This window comes from Pedobacter albus (assembly GCF_036324255.1).
In the GTDB taxonomy this organism is placed as follows: domain Bacteria; phylum Bacteroidota; class Bacteroidia; order Sphingobacteriales; family Sphingobacteriaceae; genus Pedobacter; species Pedobacter albus.
This window is the reverse complement of the sequence record NZ_JAZDQT010000001.1, coordinates 59,190-80,394: the sequence shown is the minus strand read 5'-3', so window position 1 is coordinate 80,394 and position 21,205 is coordinate 59,190. Positions and strand designations below refer to the sequence as shown.

Below are 21,205 nucleotides of genomic sequence, written 5' to 3'. Positions count from 1 at the left end.
ATAAATTAAGAGGTTAATTTGAAATGATCAATCTAAGTACGTTGTGAGGCAATATGGTATTGAACCTCAATACATCGCCAACCAAGATGACCTGCGATCCGCTGGCCATCGGCGTTTCGATCATATCGTAAACACGTCCTTGGAAACCACCTGTATTGTTATAGCCCACGGCCAACTGCCCGTTTGCTTCTAAGACCATAAAGCCCTGGCGCAGGTAATCGCCGTATTTGGTAAATGATCCTGCCACCAATATTTTGCCATTGTTGAGCTGGCCCGCAAAAGTGGCTATACCACCTGTAACAGCCTGCGTAGTAAACGTGGCTACATTGCTGCCATTGGCATTGAGCAGGGCTAAACCTGATAGAGGCTTGCCGTTGAAACTGGCAAACGAGCCGCTGAGCATAATTTTGTCGGTAGTGGCATTGTACCTGATCGCATACACGTCGTTATCTGCACCCGTACCTGCCGCGAAGGTATTGTCTACGCTGCCATCGAGGTTCAAACGCACGATGTGGTTGGCCTGTACGCCGTTAAACGTACTGAAGCTGCCTACCAAAATCAGCTTGCCGTCGGCTTGCATCATGGCATCCATAATGGCACCGTTGGCTCCTGCCGCACTCTGACGGGTAGTTTTATTGTAGTGGAAGGTAGAATCCATCGTTCCGTCCGAATTTACCCTTACCAATTGCCTCATCTTGGTTACGTCGTAAACTTTCTCGTCGTAGCTAGAATTTGGAATGTACATGCGCTTAAAGTTCTGGAAATTGCCGATGATGTAGATCTGCTCGCCAAATACAAAGGTTTTTCTAACGGTACCGTCAACTCCGGCATTAAAGGCCGAAACGGTATCGCCATTTTTCCAGGTTTCTGCTGGTTTAGGGTTTACAATTGGCACCAACGAATTTCCTGCGGCGTCTTTATCGGCAGTTTTGATCGTATCTAATGTACCATTGGCATTTAACCTTGCAATGTTATTGAGGGTTTGCCTGTTGGGTCTGGTAGAGTTGTAGCTGGTAAAACTTCCGGCAATGATATATTTCCCGTTTTGCGCACCGCTTGTAATCCTGTTGATGGAGTAAATGGTTTTGAAACCGCCGCCAGCACCTTTTCCAAAATTGATATCGGTAGTGATGTAAGTACCGCCAGCATCAATTTGGGCAATGCCACCGTTAGGCACCTTGTCGGTTCCTTTGAGTTCGAAGTTATTGAAGGCGCCACCAAGCCAGAACCTGCCGGTAGGTAGCTGCTCGATATCGAAAACGGTACTTGCGCCGCTGCTATTCGATGCGCCATTCACGATTTTGAACTGATCGTCTACGGCCACCTTGCCCCCTACTTTAACAATCGGTCCGAAAAAGCTTTGGCCCTGCGCGGTAATCCACATGCTACCCGTACTTGCGGTGAGTGGCACTTTAAACGAAACGGTAGTATCGGTATAGTTCACTACTTCGGCTTCGATTTCGTTCACATAAAGCTTAAAATTGTCTTTGAACTTCATTAACCCGTTTACTTTTAAACTAAGTGTTGCCCCTGCAGTAACGATATCCGGATCCGTAGATTTAGAGATAAAGGTAATGCCCAATGGCTGCTTGCCGCCCGCATAAGGGTCTGGCGCCAGCTGTGTTTCTTTTTTACAAGAATAAACCGCCAAAACAAGCACCAGCGCACTTAAAATGGCTAAGGCAGATTTATATTTGATAGAATTTAACATTTTCTGATGAGTTTACGTAAAATTGATTTATGGACCTGGGGGTAATATTCCGGCTGAAACAACCTGTTCAATGAACGTATCGGTGTTGAAGCCAAAATTATGTTTGTTCCTGTTCAGTACATGCAGCACGCCATTGGTAGGCTGGATATCTGACGTAGCTACCGGAATATTAACCAATGCTACCTGCGGATTAGACAAATCGGGAATATAGGCCAGATACAACTGACGGTAACCTGCATAGGCTACACCACCTGCGTCGTTAAAAATAACGCCGATGTTCATGATCCTGCCTCCATAAGAAGCATAACCCTGACCCGGATAGGCGATATAAGAAAGCGTATCGCGCTGCGGGTAATCCTTCAGTAAATACGAACCCTTAAAAACATATTGCGAAAGCGTGTTTTTCCAAACGGCCGGCTTGATCTGCTCCAGTTTTGAAACGGTGTCTTTGCCAGTGGTGCGCAGGTAAATGTTCAGGCGTTTAATCGACTTGAATATCGAACCGCTGGGCGGCGCAAAGAAAGTTACGTTTTCCTTGTCTATTACGTCATTCATTCCCGCCAGGTTAATTACCCTAACGGTGGTATCGAACAAGGCAGGTTTCGATTTGAGGTATTGCAATATGGTGCCGTTGTATTTGGCATCGTGCACACCGGTATCAAAATAATATTTTTTACAACTGGCCATCAGCAATAACGCCGACACCAGCATCAACAATAGTGTTTTATTTCTGTTTTGCATTTTCATCTCTATATCGCTTTTAATTCCAAAAATTATTTCCAACCAAATAAGGGTTTGCCGTACGTTCGGTGGCGCTGATGGTTAAAGGCCAAGTCCAGGCACCCGCATTAAAGTTGCTTACGCTGATCGGGTTTTTAGAGAAATCTGGATTGGTAACTCTTTTGGTGCGTACCAAATCGAAGAAAAACTGGCCCTCTCCTATCAATTCCCTGCATCTTTCTTTAAAAATGTCGGCTTTTAGCTCTTCGCCTGTTGAGGTAATTGACGGTGCAGCCGCCGCAGTGCGTACTTGGTTTACATAGCCTTTGGCTGCATCTTCGTTGCCCAATTCGGCAGCGGCTTCTGCGGCCAATAACAAGGCATCTGGCAACCTGAAAATAACCGCACTGTCGTCGTTGGTAATCGATATAGACGAACCGGTACCGGTTGTATAGGTATTGATGAATTTTTTGAACTGGAAGGTTCCGTTGTCTGCGCCATAGTTTTCGAACCAAGTGGTTAACCTGGCATCGGGCGTACCTCCCGGGAACAGTTTGGTGATGTAATCTTTATCGTACGACAGGAAACTAGCTGTTTTCGACACGGTTCCTTGGTAAGGATAATGCGAGAAGTAGTAAGAATAGTTGGCCGTTAACGCAAAGCTCTCGCCATAGTTGGCTTCCTGCAACACCGAGAACAAGCTTTCGGAACTACGGCCCTTGAAAATTTTAAGGGTATTTTCTGTAGTTACCGGCAATAGGCTGTAATTGGTGTAGGTAGCCATTTCATCGGCTAGCAAGAGTACGTTTTTATAGTATTTGCTCTTATCGGCTGTGTCCCAGGCGGCGGCCCACATGTTCAGGTGCATCAACAAAGCTACTGCACTGGCCCTGGTTGGCCTGAAGCCGCTCAGCGACACGTCTGAATAAGCCGTTGGCAAATTGTTTTTGGCAGCCGACATATCGGCGATACACTTGTTAAGCACTTCAAGCTGCGGACTGCGTGGCAAAGCTGTACTGTGATAGGCTTCGGTATAATAAACCGCATCGCCATACAATTTGGTAATGAACAAATAGGCCAAGTTACGCATAAAAACAGCTTCGGCTTTATAACGTAGCTTATCAGTTTGCGAAAGGTTGCTTGACGGAACCTTGTCTACTTCGGTGTACAGGATGTTGGCGGCTGCCACGATATCGTAAAAGCCTTTCCAATCCATCAGCTGCTTTAGGGCATTATCGTACCTGGTGGTACCAGAAATTACCGGTTTAAGGTTATTGCTGATCAGATTATTAAAACTGTTGGTACCGCTGCTCTCCATGCTGATTACCTTTACAAAGTTACACCTGATGTCGAGCGCAGGAAAGAACATACGGTCGCTTCCCGTAGCCACTTTATTTCTCAACCTGGTGTAAAGACCATTGGTAAAACCTTCAACGTCTTGCCTGGTTTGCCAGAAATTATTTCCAGACAAAGCATCTATTGGCGTTACGTTAAGGAATTTTTTACATCCTGGCGCCACCATAAACAAAGCTGCCAGTGCCAATACATATTTAATATTTTTCATTTTCATAATTTCCAAGATTAAAACTCAATGTTTAAACCAAATGCAAACTGCTTAGACAGCGGATAGCCACCCGAGCTATCTCTACCCAAAGCCGTTACGTTTTCAGGGTTAGGGCCAGAGTAGCGGGTAATGAAGCCCAAGTTAGAGGCCGTAAAGTTTAAGCTTACCCTGTTCATGCCAAATTTCTGGGTGAACTTTTGGTTCAGGCTGTAGTACAGCTTTACCGCATTCAGCTTAAAGTACGATCCATCTTCCTGAAACAAGGTTTGCGAATACCTGAACGGATTGATGATACCAGACCTAATGAAATCCAATGGGTTACCATATTTGGCTACATCGCCATTGGCCAACCAATAGTTATACTCAGAAAGTGGCACCAAAGCACCTAGGGCGGTTGGATTGTTAAAGTTTAACAACTGACTAGCCAAGGCATTGTTCAAAATGTCGCGTTGGAAGGTGAAAGAGGCATTGATTTCCAAGCTCCAGTTTTTGTACTGCAAGAATGAGGTAATACCACCAGTAACCTGTGGCTGCGAGTTACCTGCAATTACCTTGTCGTAATCGTTCAATACATAGTTACCATCCAAATCGGTAAAGATCGGATCGCCTGCTTTGAAATAGTTCAGTCTTCCGTTGGCACCTACACGGTAAGGCAAACCTGTAATCGGGTCAACCGGCACCTGTTTGTTGGTGGCATATACACCTTTGGTATTGAACAGGTAATTTGAAAGCGAGTTCAGACCTAAACGGTAATAGGTATCCTGATCCAAGCTTGAGGCATCTTCATAGATCTTCTCGCGCAATTTATCCGGCAAAGCCGCCAATACCTCGCGGTTGATGGCCAAACTTGCCGACAAGCTCCATTTAAATGGACTGCTGTTGCTTAACGGGCGACCAGTTACCTGAAACTCCCAACCATAGTTTACGTTGCTGATTTCGTTTGAAGCAATGGTTTGAAACGAGTTGGTTCCAGACAAGGCTTTCTCTTGGTAAATGTTGTCGTTTTGTTTGTAATAGGTATCAAAAGCTACCGAGAACCTGTTTTGGAAAAGACCAAGGTCGAAACCCAAGTTATAGGTAGTAGCCTTGGTTGGCTGCAGGCTCAAGTTAGGCAACCTGCCCAACTCAAGAATTACCGTATTTGAATTGTTGTACCTGTCGCCTGCATTGTATCGGCCATAGGCATCGTAAATGCTTCCTACCGGCTGGATGTTAGAGCCGTAGCTCAAACGGATATCGCCATAGTCAAGCCATTTTAGTTTTTCCATGAACTTTTCTTTGTTGAAGTTCCATTTCAAAGCAACGGCTGGGCTGCGTTTAAATCCAGTGTTCGGACCATTGGTAGAAACTCCATCGGCACGGTAGTTAAAGTCCAATACGTATTTCTGTTTGTAGTTGTAAGAGAACTGACCGGCAAAAGCAATAGACCTAAAATCGTTGTAGTCTATCGTTCCACCCAACGAAGTCAGGTAATCGGTCATGTTGGTTAACGGACCGCGCAATTGGTCGTTTACCCCTCTTTGGTTCAAAATGGCGTCGGCCTTGAAGAACGAAGAGTTAAGCTCGGTAAAGGCGAACACGGTAAAGTTGTGTGCATCTTCGTCTTTTTCCTTGATCGAATACACGTACTGCAACTGGTTACGGTTATACAACTTGGTAGAACGGTCGTTGTAGGTATAGTACTGCGATTGGTTGCTGTTTAAGGCACCTGGAGAAAAGTTGTCTTTAGTACTCGACTGGTTGGTATAGTTTAAGAAGGTAGCCAGCTTTAAATTAGGGATCAGCTCATATTCGGCATTAATCGTCGCAAAAGTATTTAAGATCTTGTTGTCGTTATCTGTTTTTAAGGCCCCCAACACCGAGTTTACCGACGAATAGAGCGATGGCGCCGGCAACAGCGACGACGAATTGCCCCCGGAGGCCACCCCACTGTTAATCAATCCGTTGCCACTACCCGTCTGCTGCTTCTGTATGGAGTTGTTCAACTGGCCAATCAGCTTGAACTTTCGGGTGGGGTTATAGGTCATGTTCATGTTCACGTTGTAACGAGAATAGCCGGTATTTTCTTGGATACCTGTTTCGTCGTATACACCCAAGGCTACCTTATAGTTAAAGGCCACATCGCCACCAGAAACGTTAAGGTTATGGGTTTGGTTAAACGTTGGACGATAGAAATAAGACTGCCAATTGGTAGAGTTGTTGTAATAGGCGTTTAAGCTGTCGGCCAAAAACGGCGTACCATTAATCAAGCCTATGGCATGGTTGGCCGTAGTGTCATAACGCATAATTTGGTCAATCCTGAGCAAACGTTCGCCTTTACCGCCAATTACAGAGCGGAGCTGTGGCACAGTAGAAAGGAAAGCCGCACCGCTGTAGCGTACAATTGGCACTTTAGAATTACCACGTTTGGTGGTGATCAAAATTACCCCGTAGGCACCACGCGAGCCGTAAAGTGCTGTTGCTGCCGCATCTTTCAATACCTCGATATCCTCAATGTCTTCTGCAGGAATTTGAGAGGCCGGAGAAACACCCGGACCAGCTTGCTGAAATCCGTAAGAATAATTGGTATTGTCGTCAACCGGCACCCCGTCAATTACATACAATGGCGAAGTTGGAGTTAAGAAAGTGCTGTTGCCCGATCCGGATAGGCTAATATTGGAAATACCGCGAATAACCACCGAACCCCTGAAACCAGGTGCACCGGTATTGTTCTGGATATTCAAACCTGCCACCTTACCCTGCAAAAGCGAAATCACGTCGCCGGCCGGCTGGCCTTGTAGCTCTTTGCCCGAAATCTTAACGCTTGATCCCGTAGAGAGCGTTTTCGATTTGCTGATGTAACCCGCCGAAGTAATGTTTACCTCTTTTAGCGTGGTATTATCAGCACTTAGGGTTACGGTAATATTGGTTCTGTTGGCTACCTTAACCACTGCGGTTTTATAGCCAATGTATTTAAAAGATAATTCTGCATCGGGCGAAACGGTAACCCTGAACTTGCCATCGGCATCGGTCTGTGCTACAACCTTTCCATCGGCAATAATACTAACGCCGGGTATGGTTTCTTTTGATTTCATGCTGCCATCAAGAACTACGCCGCTTACTGCGATTTTTTGCTGGGCAAAGGCAACTTGCTGAAAACCAAAAATCAATAAAATAGCTATGCTGTAAAAATACTTCATTGGAAATATGTTTTGTGGTGATCTATTTGTTTTCATTAATCATTATCGAATTTTGGTTTGTCGCGCTTAAACCAGAAGGTGATCTCCCAGTCGCCTTTTTGGTAAATATTGAAGTTGAGCGCGATAAAGCACTGCTGCTGCACGTTGCCAAAAGCCTGTCTGTTAAACCTGAACACCGCCCTGGCCTGGTCGCCCGACGAGGTGGTGTACTTGGTAGGATAGCTGGTACAAGGAATTGGATAAGCCACGTCGTATTTTGCGCCAGAAGCATCTTTAACCATGTTAAATCCGTGTACTACATTGCTCCAATCGGTAGCGGCAAACTTGTCTGGATTGATCGGGTTGAACAAAGTGTCTACAAATTTGAACTTCACGCTGTTGCCGTTACCAACCTTGTTAAACAGCACCTGTACGTCGTTAGAGCTCAATGGCTGTCCGCTTCTGGTACCTGTAATGTTCATCCCGGTAGGGTTAACCGATACCGAAGTGGCCTGGCCCGTAATCGGATCGAGGTTAGAAGGCTCATACGGACGTTCGCGCAAAGGCATCAAACGGAACTTTTGAAAATATTTCCTGCCACCCGAGTTCGACATCTCCACATCGAACACATAGCCCGAATCTGGCTGGGCCTTAACCATGTTCGAATTGGCGGCGCCCCACATCAAGAACTCGCCAGAATGCGGCCTGATTTCAAACAACTGGTGGTTTTCGGTCGTACGTTTGGCTTCAATCTCGGCCAGCGATTTCTCTGTACCATCGTAAGCCGTTTTCCAAACCGTTACCGGATAAAAATTGGTCAGCTCGGGAGCCGGTTCGCCGGTAAACGTACGCATGTTCACGATCTTGAAATCCAATGGCCTGCTTGAGTTGCCATACTGGAAATTGTTGCTGAACAAGGTATTCCTGCCCAAAACCGGCTGGTAAATGTATTGTGTAAACTGGGTATCGTTAGATAGCGATAATCTTGCATCTGGCAGATTTTTTTTACACGATAAAAAAAGTAGGCTGCCTCCCGCTAAGGTTAGCAATACTTGGAATAGGTATCTCGTATTTTTCATCATCTTAAGCTATTGGTCTAATCTGTCTGTGAATTCGCTAAAACCAAAGTTGTGCAGCGGCGAAAGAATGTTGATCGTTGCATTGTTGGTTTTGATATTTACGGCATTGGTGGTGGTCGTGGTCCAGAAATCCTCGAAGTTAGAACCGTGTGTGTCGCTGAAATTAAGTACAGCTGGTCCGCCGCCCTGATAGCCCGAAGCGCTCAACCTTACATACCTGATCTGCATCGGGTAGTTGATGATGATCGAGTTGAGCAGCAAGCCATCTACGCTGCTGGCAAAGGCATCGGTGGTTCGGTTGCCCCTGATGATGTATTTGCAGGTCATGAAGCCCAATTCGTTAATATCGGCCGTGCTCAAATAAATCGGTGGCCTACCCTCTGCCTTGCGTTGCATATTCAGGTATTTGATAGAGGCTTCAAAGTTTTTGTTTACCGGCGCAAACAAGGTAACCTTGCCGCTGGCCACAGAATCTCTCAACACCGGAATACGGTTCAAAACCAGCAGCAACGAATCGAAGGTGTTGGGCTGCGATTTAAGGTAATCGAGTGCCGAACCATTGAAGGTTTGAACGGTATTTTTATAGTTGTAATATTCCGATTCGCTTTTCTTGCAGGCGCTCATGTACAGGCTGCACAGTCCTAAAAGAACAAATGCGCAATTTCTATATAATGTATTTCTCATCTGATATCTCTTTTAATCTGTTAACTATTGCCAATAAGGATTTTGGGTAATCAACGAGTTGGCATTGATTACATCTTGCGATACCGGCCAGTAGATGCCACCAGCAGCTTCGAATTGCTTAAAGCTCATCGGTACGCCGTTCTTGGTTGCAAAAACGCCGTTGCTGTTTTTGATCCTGTTGTACCTTACAATGTCGTACCATCTCCAGCCCTCGCCCATCAATTCTCTTCTGCGCTCTTCGAAAATGGCATCGATCAGGTCTTTAGAAGAAGCCGACAAGTAAACGATCGGGCCTCTTAAGTTGGCCGCTTTGTTCAATGCGTTGATGGCCGCTTCACGTTGCCCCAATACGGCTAGCGCTTCGGCCCTTAGCAAGGTGATTTCTTCCATACGGCTAAACACCATCGACGAGCTGAACAAGGTTACATTTCCTGCAGTATTGCTTGGGTAGATAACCTTGATTTTGCTGAAAACAGGCTGCTCTGATTCGAAATTGGTGAAATAGTTTTTCCGATACAGCCCACTGATTGGGTCAATGCTGAAACGAAGGTCTTTCGGATCGGTAAATATTTTAAGGATGCTGTCTTTAGGCACAAACATTTCTGGCTGTACTTTCGGAATATATGGCGCAGCCAAAGTAAGCTGTTCAATATGGCCGTTTGAGGTCGATAATCCGTTACCAGCTTCGAATGGGAAACCTACCATCAGCGTTGCCCTCTTGTAGGCAAACGGACTATAGTTGTTCTGGTTTTCGGTTAAGGCCGCCATATCGATGTAGTCGAGCGGGTTGGCACCATCCACAAAATACTGGGTCGACTGGTTGTCAAGCACAAATTTCGAATAGTTGGCGGCATCGATATAGTTGCCTTGCCAAGCGGCAATGTGAGCCAAAATAATGTAGGCCGACAAACGGGTAAACACAATACCGTTCCAGCTTGGCCAGTTGGCACCATAATATAAACCCGGCATAATCGGATCGGTACCGCCATACCTGAATGGCACCACTTGTGCAGCCGCCAACAATTCGTTGGTACAAAAAGCCAATACTTTATCTTTTGATGTTCTGGCCACCTTCACAAACTCGCCATCGTGCGATGAAGTAAGCAAAGGCACATCGCCCCAGATCCTTACCATATAGAAGTAGGCAAAGGCCCTGATCATTCGGGCTTGGGCCACATCTACGTTGTTGTTCAGTTGCGTATATCGCGGATCGAGTGCCAAGATTTCTTTTGAGCGCTCAATGAACAAGCTAGCGGCATTGATGGCTGCATAAAACCTTCTCCAGTTGGTAATCCTGTTCATTACCGGATAAGAAGCATTCAGCTGACCGTTTACAATGGCCTTTAAATCGGCACGATTGGTAATGGCAAAATCGCCTTGCCTCAAATCGCCCATCAGCCAGTGCGTATTGTCAGACACAGTGGCCGAACGGATCAAACCGTAAACCGACAGCAAGTTGGCCTTGGCATCTTCTAAGGTTTTCCAATTGGTTTCTTCGGTGGCCAGCCTGGTCGACTGTACATCGTCAATCTTCTTACAGGAGAAATTGCCCAAACCAATAAGGAATAACATCATTCCAATAGAGATTTGATAAAAACCGTTCCTTTTATTGATCATATTTTTCATCTGTTTATTATTTTTTTGCAGCGCCGATGAAGCCATCGCAACGCCTCCTATTTTTACAAATCCAATTTAAAGCCCAGTACAAATGTTCTTGGAATGGTTAGATTGGCACCATCGTAGTAGCCGTTGTAGTTAACCAGTTCTGGATCAACGCCGGTAAACTTGGTGATGGTAAATAAATTCATTGCCGTAGCATAGAGATAAGCTCTTCTCACGCCCTTGCCATTATTGTTAAAGAGCACCGTTTTGCCAAAATCGTAGCCCAGGGTTATCGACCTTAGTTTGAGGTATGAAGAATTCTCCAAAAACAAATCCTGATCGGTACGGTAGGCATCTACATCGCTCCAAGGATTATAAATCGGGTACGATTTTTCATTGCTGAATGTCTGCCACGACGAAACCTCTTTTACCGAGTTGATGTCGTTGCCAGCTTCGCGGTTTACGAAACCATATTTGGTGGCTTCATACTGATTAATCGATTTTTGGCCCAAGGCAAAGATGAAATTGAAATTCAGGTCGAAGTTTTTATAGCTCAAGGTATTGTTCCATCCGCCAACAAATTTCGGCTGTCTGTTTCCGGTCAATATTTTGTCCTTGCTGTCTATTTTGTTATCGCCGTTGTAGTCAACCCATTTCGGATCGCCGGCTTTCATCGGAATACCGTTAAAAGTCATTCCGGCCGGAACTTCGGCATTGGTATTGTAAATGCCGTTGTTGGTGTATAGCCAATAGCTGCCTACCGGTTTGCCCACTACCAATTTATTGTCGTTGTTATAAATCAGCTCTTTTACACCGTTAGGCAATGCGGTCAGTTCGTTACGGTTATAGTTGATGTTGATGCCAGTGCTCCAGCTTAGCGATTTTGGCTTATCGATGACCACGCCATTTACCAAAAGCTCTACACCTTTGTTATTGATGTCCATACCCGATTGGTAGTTGGCACTGTAACCGGTTTCAAGTGGCACCGGCATTCCGATAACCTGGTTTTTATCATTGCGGTTATACAAGGTAAGCGCCGCGTTTAACCTGCCTTTGAGGGTGGTTGCATCAATAGTCAGATTGGTTCGCTCTGCATAAGGAAGGCTGATGTTGTAGCCGATAAAGCCACTGTCGTAAGGTCTGTTGATCCCTAAACGGCCACCGTAGCCAGGAATGGTCGGCTCTTCGAACCAGCCGTTTTCCGAGCGGTATTGTGGACCGGCAGCAAAGCGGTCGTCTTGGAAAATGCGCAACGTACGGCCCCAGCCTGCGCTTACATGCAATTTGTCAAAAATGCTATTGCCTTTCAAAAACTGCTCTTTCAGGTTCCAATCGGCATTAAAGGCCGGAGTAGTTACCCATCTGCTGTTAGGCTGTCCGTTAGAAGAGCCATCTCTTCTCACCAAGGCACTTAGGGTTAAGAGATCCTTGTATTTGTATTTTGCCGAAGCATATAAAGAAAACAGGTTGTTTCTTTCCTTATCGATATACCTGAATACATAAAAGCCATTGGCGTCTAAGGTATTTAAATAATCGCCGCTGCCAGCGTTACCATCTACAATGTTCAATTTTACATAGTCGTTTGGTCCGTTGTAGGCCCTGGCATAGTTGTATTTATAGGTATCGCCCTGAAAGCTCTGTCCGATTTCGAAATCGATGGTATGTTTAGCATTGATCTCGTATTTATAAGTAGCAAAGTTGTTGAGCAACAAACGTTGGCTGTAACCAAAATAGTTAGACACGTAACTTACGCCGTCCATTAAGGTAGATGGTGTAAAATAATCGCGGATGCCTTCGTTATAATCGAAAGCCAAGCTGGTAGAAATTACAATTTTGTTGATTTTTGCGCTCAGGCTCAGGTTGCCATTTAAAATGTTAGAGCGGTTGTCGTCAACGTTGCGTGCACTTTCCTGCAAATAACCCGAATAGATAGAAGCATTTGGCGAAAGCGGACTGCTCAAATCGGGAATGTATCTGGTTTCTGCAAAACGATCTCTTAAGCTTTTGTTCCTGTTGCGGTCTAAACGGGCGGTATTTACCGTACTTGATACGGTAAGCCATTTATACGGAGCCATGTTGATGCCAAAAAACAAGTTGTACCTGTCGATGTTGGTATCGTCGGCATTGCCCGCATTTTTAGTACCCGAGCCAAAAAACCTGAAGTTGGCACGGTCGCTGCCACCGGTAATTCCCAAATCGGCCGAAAAGGTAGGCGTACTTTGATAATAAAGGTCGTTCCAGTTAGAAGGGCCGTAGTAAGCCGTGTTGGTCGAATCCCTCAAATAAGAAGCGTAGCTGGCATAATTGCTGGCTGTGGCATATTTCTGATAAAACGGTTTTCTGAAGTTGTTTTCGTAAACGCCGTTCACGGTATTTACTTTTGGTGCGGCTACATAACCAAAATAAGAATTGAGGCTGATGTCCCTAACTCCAGCCCTGGCATTCTTGGTTGTAATATAAATAGCACCGTTTGCGGCATTCGGACCCAATTTGGCCAATTCATAAGGGTCTTTTACCACAACAATCGATTGAATGTTGTCAATGCTCACTTGTGAAAGCAGGTTGGTAGCCGGTCCAACCCTATTGTAATCGTATTTTTGGATATCGAATGCAAAAGGATTGTCTTGAACCAATGGCACGCCATTTAAATAGACAGCTGGTTGCAAGGCATAAATGTCTTTTTTAGAGAACAAAAGACCAGAGGCACCCTGAACAATCATACTTTGTTCGGTTCCCGGCTCGCCGTTTGGCTCTTGTACGTATACGCCGGCAAGGTTTCCTTTGATAATCTGTTGCAGGGACAGATTCGGAACCGGTGCCGACGAGCGCACATTGATGGTGTCGCGGTTGGTTTTGAACTTCTGTAAAGTTCTGATCATTTGGCCGATGGTATCGGCTGTTGACGAATAGGTAGCTTTTACCTTTTTGGACGTATCTTGTTGGAAAGCAAAATATGCCTTGGCAACGCGGTCATCTGAACGATTGGCGCGTACAGACTTCGGTCCAAAAACAGCTACTAAAAAGAAACAGCAAATGCACGTAAAAATTTTAGTCATTTTTATTGTTGGTTAATAAGTGGATCGTAATCAAAAAGAACCAGTAGCTCTTTTAAGGTTGGTACGGCTACAGGAGCTGGAAATTATACACGGGCCTCAACCGAGGTTGTATAATCAAAAGGCGCACAAGGCGGGAAAGTAGATTTCTCTTCATATTGGTTGGTTTAAGTTGGTTGGTTGTTGGTTGGTTGGTTTGTAGTACTGCTCTCAATCGGAAGTGCATCAACTGTTATTTTATATTTAATCGACAGTTATTTTACTTTCGTTTGATAATGCAATTTGTTTATTAAAAACAATTTTGTGTTCATCATACACTACGCAAACGTTTGTTAATATTTATTCGGTTTTAGCTAAAATAGCTTCAGCAGTGCAGGCCAAGCCCTTGCCTTTTTACCACATTGGCACTGAACAACTTAGTAGGAAAAGCAGAAAAATATGTTCGATTTTTTGACAATGACCAGTCATTGCATTTTTTGCAGACCTTGTTTAGCAACTGTGTTTTTTTCGCCGGTGTAGCCTTTCTGTTTGAGAAAATAAAACAGTCCTAATTAGTTAAAAGGAAATGGAATTAATCATTCAGTTAACGCAAACGTTTGTCAAATACCCTTAAAATGTATATTTGAGCCAAATTTTATGCTGAACATCTATTTTTATCCCCCTAAATGTTTGCACAACCGACAACAAACAACAATTAATATTCTTTTAAATAAAACTATTAAAACGTTTTATGTACCCTAGCGCAATCGGATTACGAAAATTAGGATTGAAAAAAATCGCTGAACGAAATTTATTAAGAAAGAAGAAATGCTGAAAAAACATGGAGCAGGCGCCAATCGTAATTTTACCCATGCCAAAAGGCCTTAAATTTCACAATTTGGCATTCAGGAAGGTTAGCTAGCAACGCTCTATCAATTTACAGTGCTTTTCATGGACTAAACAAATGCAGAAAAACCGGTAATGGCCCGGCCTACAATCAATGTATTGATTTCTTTGGTGCCCTCGTACGAATAAATGGCTTCGGCATCGGCCACAAACCTGGCCACATCATGTTCCAGCAAAATTCCGTTGCCTCCCATTACTTCCCGCGCCCGGCTCACGATATCGCGGGTACGCATCGAACAGAAAACCTTGGCCAACGAAGCGTGCTCATCGGTCAGCATCCCCTGATCTTGCAGCTGCGACAAGCGGAAACACAGCGTTTGCATGGCTGTTAGGTTCGAAAGCATCTCGACCAGGTGGTTTTGAATCAATTGAAAGGAGGCTATGGGCCGTCCAAACTGTTTGCGTTTTTGCGTGTAGGCCAAAGCGGCCTCATAAGCGCCACGGGCACAACCTACCGCCTGCCAGGCCACTCCTGCCCTGGTCATTTGCAGCACCTTGGCCGTATCTTTAAACGAATTGGCATTTTGCAGGCGGTCTGCTTCGTCTACTTCGCAGTTGGTTAAAGTAATCAGGCCGTTCTGCACAATGCGCAAGGCCATTTTATCCATTATTTTTTCTACGGTAAAACCTGGGGCTCCTTTTCGTACCAAAAAGCCTTTCACCTGATGGTCGTCTAAATCTTTGGCCCAGATGATGGTTACATCGGCAAACGTAGCATTGCCTATCCATTTCTTTTGGCCGTTCAATAGCCATTTATCGCCCTGTCGCTTAGCCGTAGTGCCCAAGCCTCCGGCAGCGCCCGAACCTACTTCGGGCTCGGTAAGGCCAAAAGCGCCTATTTTTTTGAACTGCTGCATATCGGGCAACCATTCCTGTTTCTGTGCCTCAGAGCCCAGCAAATAGATAGAGCCCATGCTCAAGCCACTTTGCACGCCAAAAAAAGTAGACATCGAAGTATCAACCCTAGCCATTTCCATGGCTAAAATACCTTCCATCAAGTTGGACTTACCGGCACAGCCATAACCCTTGTAAGTGAGTCCGCAGATATTCAAGGTGGCTATTTTCGGGATCAGCTCAAAAGGAAACTCGGCCTTGAGCCAATATTGGTTGACCAGCGGCTTTACTTCCTTTTCTAAAAAAGCGCGTACCTCCAACTGCAAAGCCCGGTCTGAATCTTTGAGCGCTTCATCTCCCAAATGGTAAAAATCGCCTTCTATGGCTGGCAAAGGTTTCTTTTTGCTTTGGGTCGACATTAATTTCATCAATCCCTGCCATTGTTCTTCGTTCAGGTTTCCGGCAGCTTCGAGCATTTGTGCCAAATTCACCTTTTTTGACAGGGCATTAAGCTGGTCAAAATCTACAGATTTGAAAAGTTTGTAGGCGTTTTTTACGGAAGAGAAAAAATTGGACATAACAAGGGGTTTTAAGATGGATAACAGATTTCACCCCTTTTTGTTGTTCAATTTCTTTTCATTTTAACAAGTGTAACATTCTTGTCACTACTTTTTTGTAAATTGTATAACTAAACTATATGGAATCATCAACTAAAAACTTGAACCTTTATGAAAAAAAGACTACTGTTGCTGTGTGCAATCATCTGCAGTCTGAGCAGTATTGCCATGGCCCAAAACCGAACCATTACCGGTAAGGTAACCAGCGATAACGATAAAAACCCAATTCCCGGGGTAACTGTATCGGTAAAAGGCAGCGCGCAAAGCGTTCAGACTGACGTCAACGGAAACTTCAGCATCTCGGTAAATGCCGATGCAAAATTTTTGGTATTCAAATATCTGGGATTTACCGACCAAGAAGAACCTATCGGGTCGTCAAATACCATGAATGTTGCTTTAAGAGAAAAGGCTTCCGATCTTAGCGAAGTGGTCGTAGTAGGCTACGGTACGCAAAACCGAAGAGATGTAATCGGCTCTATTGCCAAGCTTGGCGTAGCCGACATCAAAGACAAACCTTTAACCACCATCGAAAGTGCGCTACAGGGAAATGCGCCTGGCGTTTTCGTAAACTCGAGCAGCGGTAAGCTGGGTCAGGCCCTGCAAATCCGTGTGCGTGGTATTTCGTCTATTTCGGCCAACAACCAACCTCTGTTTGTAATAGATGGTGTACCAGTGGTAACCGATGCCTTGGGCAGCTATACCGAACCCGACAATCCTTTGGCGGCCATCAATCCAGACGATATCGAATCGATGGAGGTACTGAAAGATGCTTACGCTTCGGCCATTTATGGAGCCAGGGCATCTAATGGGGTAGTGATCATTACCACCAAAAAGGGGAAAGCAGGTGAAACCAAGGTAGATCTGAGCTATTTTGCAGGGTTTAGCGACCCCACCAAAAAAGGCAAGTTCCTCAATGCGGCACAATATAGGCAACTGCTTGAAGAATCGCTCAAAAACGTAGGCTATGATGGTTATGCCAATGCTTCCGAATTTTGGGGCGACAACAATGCCGTAAACGATTGGGATACCAATTATGATGCCGATTGGGCCAATGCGGCCTTTAGGCGTGGCCACAACCAGCAGTACAATATCAATGTAAGCGGCGGCGATGCCAAAACCCGTTTTATGGTATCGGGCAACTACAACAACAACGATGGTATTATTATCGGCAACCGCTTTGTACGTACAGGTGGCCGGGTTACCATAGACCATACAGCCTTTAAAATACTCGACTTGGGCGGCAGCATCAACATTTCGAAAACCGACAATAACAGGGTATCGAATGACAACCTCTTCTCTAACCCCTTGCAGTTGAATGCCCTGCCTCCTATCCAGCCGATCTACGATCCAGCTACTGGCGAGCTGAACAACAACACCGTATATTATAACGGCTTGATAGATCAGGTAAACGGCAGCAACTTGTCAACTACCTACAGAACATTGGCTACCGCTTATGCCGGCTTAAAAATCACCCCCGATTTGGTGTTCAAAAGCGAGTACGGCTTCGATTTCAACAACCTGGAAGAAGAGCAGTATCTTGGTGCCAAAACCCAAGACGGTGGCAGTACCGCAGGCTATAGCTATAATTATCTGGCCAAATCCATCAACTTTAACACCAATAATACCCTGAGCTATAACAAGGCATTTAATGAAGACCACAGCCTGAATGCCTTGGTTGGTTTTACTTTCCAAGATACCAAATTCAGGTACGGAACAGTTACCGGTACCGGATTCCCTTCTGATCGTTTTGAAAAAATTGCCAGTGCAGCTAAAATATCGGCCGGTAGTTCTTTCGAAACGGCCTATACTTTTGTTTCTTACCTGGCTAGGGCCAACTACAAATACAAAGGAAAATACTTGGTTGGTGCTTCCATCAGAACCGACGGTTCTTCTAGGTTCGGCAGCAACAAAAGATACGGAACTTTCCCTGCCGGCTCTTTGGGTTGGATCATGAATGAAGAAGATTTTATGAAAGGCGCCAAATGGATCTCGATGTTGAAACTGAGAGCCAGCTACGGTTTAACCGGTAATGCCGAAATCGGCAACTTTGCTTCGCGTACTTTATATGGAGGCGTAAATTATGCCGGTGTGGCGGGCACATTACCTAACCAGCTGGGCGACCCTAACCTGACCTGGGAAAATACTTCCGACCTTAACTTTGGCTTAGACTTTGGCTTGTTTGCCGACCGTTTAAGCGGTTCATTCGAGGTGTACAAGAAAAAAACCACCGACCTCTTGCTAAACGTACCTATTCCGGCCACCAACGGCTTTACTTCGATTACCCAAAACGTTGGCGACTTGGAAAACAAAGGCTTGGAAATTTCCCTCAACAGCAAAAACTTTGTTGGCGAGTTTAAATGGTCAACCTCTTTTAACATTTCGTTCAACAGGAACAAGATTACCCGATTGGCTGGCCAGCCTATTTTTCCAGGCGGCAGGTATTTGGGCCGAATTTCGGAAGGCGAGCCGTTTGGCTATTTCTATGGCAAGGCTTATGCCGGAGTTGATCCTGCCAATGGCGATGCGCTTTACTACGTAGATGCCAGTCGCACCGCCACCACCAATGACTACAGCGCAGCCCAAAACCAAAAAATCGGCGATCCTAATCCGAAGTTCTTTGGCGGATTTGGCAACAGGTTCTCTTACAAAAACTTCGACCTCGATATCCAAACCCAGTTTGTGTATGGCAACGATCTGTATAACGCAGCAGGCGGTTTCCAATCGGCAAACGGCGATTATTTCGATAACCAAACCGTTGATCAAATGGACTACTGGAGAACCCCTGGACAGATTACCTCCATCCCGCAGCCTCGCTTCGGCGAATCAAACGGTACCAGGCCATCTTCGCGATATGTACAATCAGGTTCATACCTGAGGGTAAAAAACATCATTTTGGGCTACAACGTACCTAAGGCTTTTATAAAGAAATATAAAATGCAGAACCTCAGGGTATATGTTTCTGCTTTAAATCCATTTACCATCACTCATTATACCGGCTACGATCCAGAGATCAATACCACTTTTGCGGGCAGCGTACAGCTTGGGCACGATTTCTATACCCCGCCTCAGGCACGCACCATTACTTTTGGTTTAAATGTTGGATTTTAATTGATGAAAAACTAGAATTATGAAAAGCTTTAATAAAAATATATTGATTGCAGGCCTGTTCCTACTAGGCATCACGTCCTGCAAAAAAGAACTAGATATACAGCCTAAGCAGTCTATTTCTTCTGATGTGGCCCTCAGTACCACGGCCGACGTGCAAAATGCACTGATAGGCGCCTATACGGTACTGGCCACCGGCGATTTATACGGAACCAACCTTGTTTTTATCCCCGATCTTTATGCAAACGACGGTTACCTGAACTGGACTGGTTCTTTCAGTACTTACAGGGACATCTCTAACAAATCGATCATTTCAACGAATGCCGATGTGGGCCGTACCTGGAATTCTGCCTATAAAGCCATTAATGTGGCCAACACGGTACTTAGCGCCCTAAATGTAGTAACCGATGCCAATACCAAAAATGTAATCGAAGGCAAGGCCCTGTTTATCCGTGGCATTATGCACTTTGAATTGGTAAGACTATGGGCTTTGCCGTATGATCCGACTACGCCTAACACCAATCTTGGCGTGCCTATTATGACCAAGGCCATCAAAACAACCGACGATGTGATTAAAAACATTCCGCGCAGCACCGTAGCCGATGTGTATACTGCCGTTGAAAACGATTTAAAAACCGCTATCACCAAATTAAGCGCGGTAGACGACAAATACGCCGCCATGGCATTTTTGGCGAGGGTTTATTTGCAGGAAGGCAAATTCCAGTTGGCCCGCGACTTGTCAAACGACATCATCACTAATGGCCCGTACAGCCTGATTACCGCTTCGCTGGAAACTCCTTTTAGGGTAAAAAACTCTAACGAGGGCATTTTCGAAATCCAGCAAAACGACCAAAGTAATGCAGGTTCGGCAAATGATGGTTTGGCTACTTTCTATTCGAGCTACCTGAACTCGACTGGCGGTAAGGTTGGCCGTGGAGATGCCAGCATCAACACCACTTTTTACAATTCGTACAGCACCACCGACAAGCGTAGAACCGATATGATTTACGATGGCAATGGTGCAAAATCGGGCTTGTTTACCAGAAAATGGTACAACTTCTTTGACAACATACCGGTATGCAGAATTACAGAACAATACCTGGTCCGCGCCGAAACCAATTTTAGGTTAGGCACCTCAGTTGGCGCTACGCCTGCCGACGATATCAATGCCTTAAGGGCTAGAGCAGGATTAGGAACCATTGTGCCTACGTTAGACATTATTTTAACCGAACGCGACAAAGAGCTGGCTTTCGAAGGCTTTAGGCTACACGATTACAAACGTACCAAACGTTCAATCGGCGCATTTCCTTACAACAGTCCCAAATTGGTTTTCCCAATTCCAGATCGCGAAATGAGCGCCAACAAAGGCTTAGTACAAAATCCAGGCTACTAACAGCTTAACAACACCAAAAAGGCCCGATTTGCAATGCAGATCGGGCCTTTTTGTTAAGGAAGTATTCTATTTTAATTCAAAAAGGTTGGTTACGCCCAACAGTTTTCTCGAGGTAAAGCCTTCGGCATAGGTGGCGCCAATACTTTTGCCAAACTCGCGGGCCCGCGAAATGACGGCCTCCAAAAACTCGGGCGACGAGATATAGGTTTGAGGCTCGCTGTTATCCGGACTATCAAATTGGGTTTTAAACGCCCTGATCGAAGCAATTTTTTGCTCCATCACCTCGGTAATATCAACCAGGATATCAGGCTCGATGTAGCGGTCTTGTATGTACTGCAATACCAATCTAGGACGCCAAGGCTCCTGCTTTTGCCCATCAAGTGTGGTTTCAATCCGCCTTAAGCCCGACAAAAATATGGCATCGTTGGCCAAATCTCCCGCCCTTCCATGGTCTGGATGACGATCGTGCAAGGCATTGGTCAGGATAATTTCGGGTTGGTATTTGCGTACCATTTTAATCACTTCCAGCTGGTGGGCTTCGTCGTTCTTGAAAAAGCCGTCTTTTAGCCTAAGATTTTCCCGGGCATGCAATCCCAGTATTTTAGCCGATTCAGCGGCTTCTTCATCACGTATTTCGGCCGAGCCACGGGTACCCAGCTCGCCACGGGTAAAATCAACAATACCCACTTTCTTGCCCAAGGCAATATGTTTTAAAATTGTTCCAGAACAGCCTAATTCCGCATCATCGGGATGCACGGCAAAAACAAGTATATCTAACTTCATATTTTATAGTTTTGACG

General features: G+C 45.2%; 12 protein-coding genes. 2 read left to right on the top strand and 10 right to left on the bottom strand.

Going from position 1 to position 21,205, the window contains the following annotated elements; translation table 11 throughout:
* Positions 1 to 13: 13 nt before the first annotated feature.
* The 9 genes from VRU48_RS00295 to VRU48_RS00255 all read right to left on the bottom strand — a co-directional run bounded on the left by VRU48_RS00295 (position 14) and on the right by VRU48_RS00255 (position 15,868).
* A complete protein-coding gene (locus tag VRU48_RS00295) occupies positions 14 to 1,711 on the bottom strand; it encodes a DUF5008 domain-containing protein (protein WP_330105935.1) in 1,698 nt (565 codons plus the stop codon).
* A gap of 27 nt (positions 1,712 to 1,738) precedes the next feature.
* Positions 1,739 to 2,452: a fasciclin domain-containing protein gene (locus VRU48_RS00290; RefSeq protein WP_330105934.1), complete on the bottom strand. Its 714-nt coding sequence runs from the start codon at positions 2,450 to 2,452 to the stop codon at positions 1,739 to 1,741.
* Between the two features lie 19 nt (positions 2,453 to 2,471).
* The gene (locus tag VRU48_RS00285) at positions 2,472 to 4,001 is read right to left on the bottom strand and encodes a RagB/SusD family nutrient uptake outer membrane protein (protein ID WP_330105933.1); all 1,530 of its coding nucleotides are present in this window, start codon (positions 3,999 to 4,001) and stop codon (positions 2,472 to 2,474) included.
* 11 nt (positions 4,002 to 4,012) lie between these two features.
* On the bottom strand, positions 4,013 to 7,174 hold the full coding sequence (locus VRU48_RS00280) for a SusC/RagA family TonB-linked outer membrane protein (RefSeq protein WP_330105932.1): 3,162 nt from the start codon (positions 7,172 to 7,174) through the stop codon (positions 4,013 to 4,015).
* Positions 7,175 to 7,209: 35 nt separating this feature from the next.
* A complete protein-coding gene (locus tag VRU48_RS00275) occupies positions 7,210 to 8,235 on the bottom strand; it encodes a DUF5007 domain-containing protein (protein WP_330105931.1) in 1,026 nt (341 codons plus the stop codon).
* A gap of 6 nt (positions 8,236 to 8,241) precedes the next feature.
* Positions 8,242 to 8,916 (bottom strand): hypothetical protein, encoded by a 675-nt coding sequence (locus VRU48_RS00270; RefSeq protein WP_330105930.1) that lies wholly within the window; start codon positions 8,914 to 8,916, stop codon positions 8,242 to 8,244.
* 24 nt (positions 8,917 to 8,940) lie between these two features.
* The gene (locus tag VRU48_RS00265) at positions 8,941 to 10,491 is read right to left on the bottom strand and encodes a RagB/SusD family nutrient uptake outer membrane protein (protein ID WP_330105929.1); all 1,551 of its coding nucleotides are present in this window, start codon (positions 10,489 to 10,491) and stop codon (positions 8,941 to 8,943) included.
* Positions 10,492 to 10,595: 104 nt separating this feature from the next.
* Positions 10,596 to 13,574, bottom strand: a complete 2,979-nt coding sequence (locus VRU48_RS00260) for a SusC/RagA family TonB-linked outer membrane protein (RefSeq protein WP_330105928.1) — start codon at positions 13,572 to 13,574, stop codon at positions 10,596 to 10,598.
* A 932-nt stretch (positions 13,575 to 14,506) separates the two neighbouring features.
* On the bottom strand, positions 14,507 to 15,868 hold the full coding sequence (locus tag VRU48_RS00255; protein ID WP_330105927.1) for an acyl-CoA dehydrogenase family protein: 1,362 nt from the start codon (positions 15,866 to 15,868) through the stop codon (positions 14,507 to 14,509).
* Positions 15,869 to 16,018: 150 nt separating this feature from the next.
* Between VRU48_RS00255 and VRU48_RS00250 the strand changes: the two genes are divergently transcribed.
* Together VRU48_RS00250 and VRU48_RS00245 are read left to right on the top strand one after the other, a co-directional pair.
* The gene (locus VRU48_RS00250; RefSeq protein ID WP_330105926.1) at positions 16,019 to 19,015 is read left to right on the top strand and encodes a SusC/RagA family TonB-linked outer membrane protein; all 2,997 of its coding nucleotides are present in this window, start codon (positions 16,019 to 16,021) and stop codon (positions 19,013 to 19,015) included.
* A gap of 19 nt (positions 19,016 to 19,034) precedes the next feature.
* Positions 19,035 to 20,405 carry a RagB/SusD family nutrient uptake outer membrane protein gene (locus tag VRU48_RS00245; RefSeq protein ID WP_330105925.1) on the top strand — a complete coding sequence of 457 codons (1,371 nt, stop codon included), beginning with the start codon at positions 19,035 to 19,037 and terminating at the stop codon, positions 20,403 to 20,405.
* Positions 20,406 to 20,471: 66 nt separating this feature from the next.
* On the opposite strand, the gene bshB1 is transcribed toward VRU48_RS00245, so the two are convergent.
* Complete coding sequence (gene bshB1 / locus VRU48_RS00240) at positions 20,472 to 21,188, bottom strand: bacillithiol biosynthesis deacetylase BshB1 (RefSeq protein ID WP_330105924.1); 717 nt, start codon at positions 21,186 to 21,188, stop codon at positions 20,472 to 20,474.
* Positions 21,189 to 21,205: the final 17 nt, after the last annotated feature.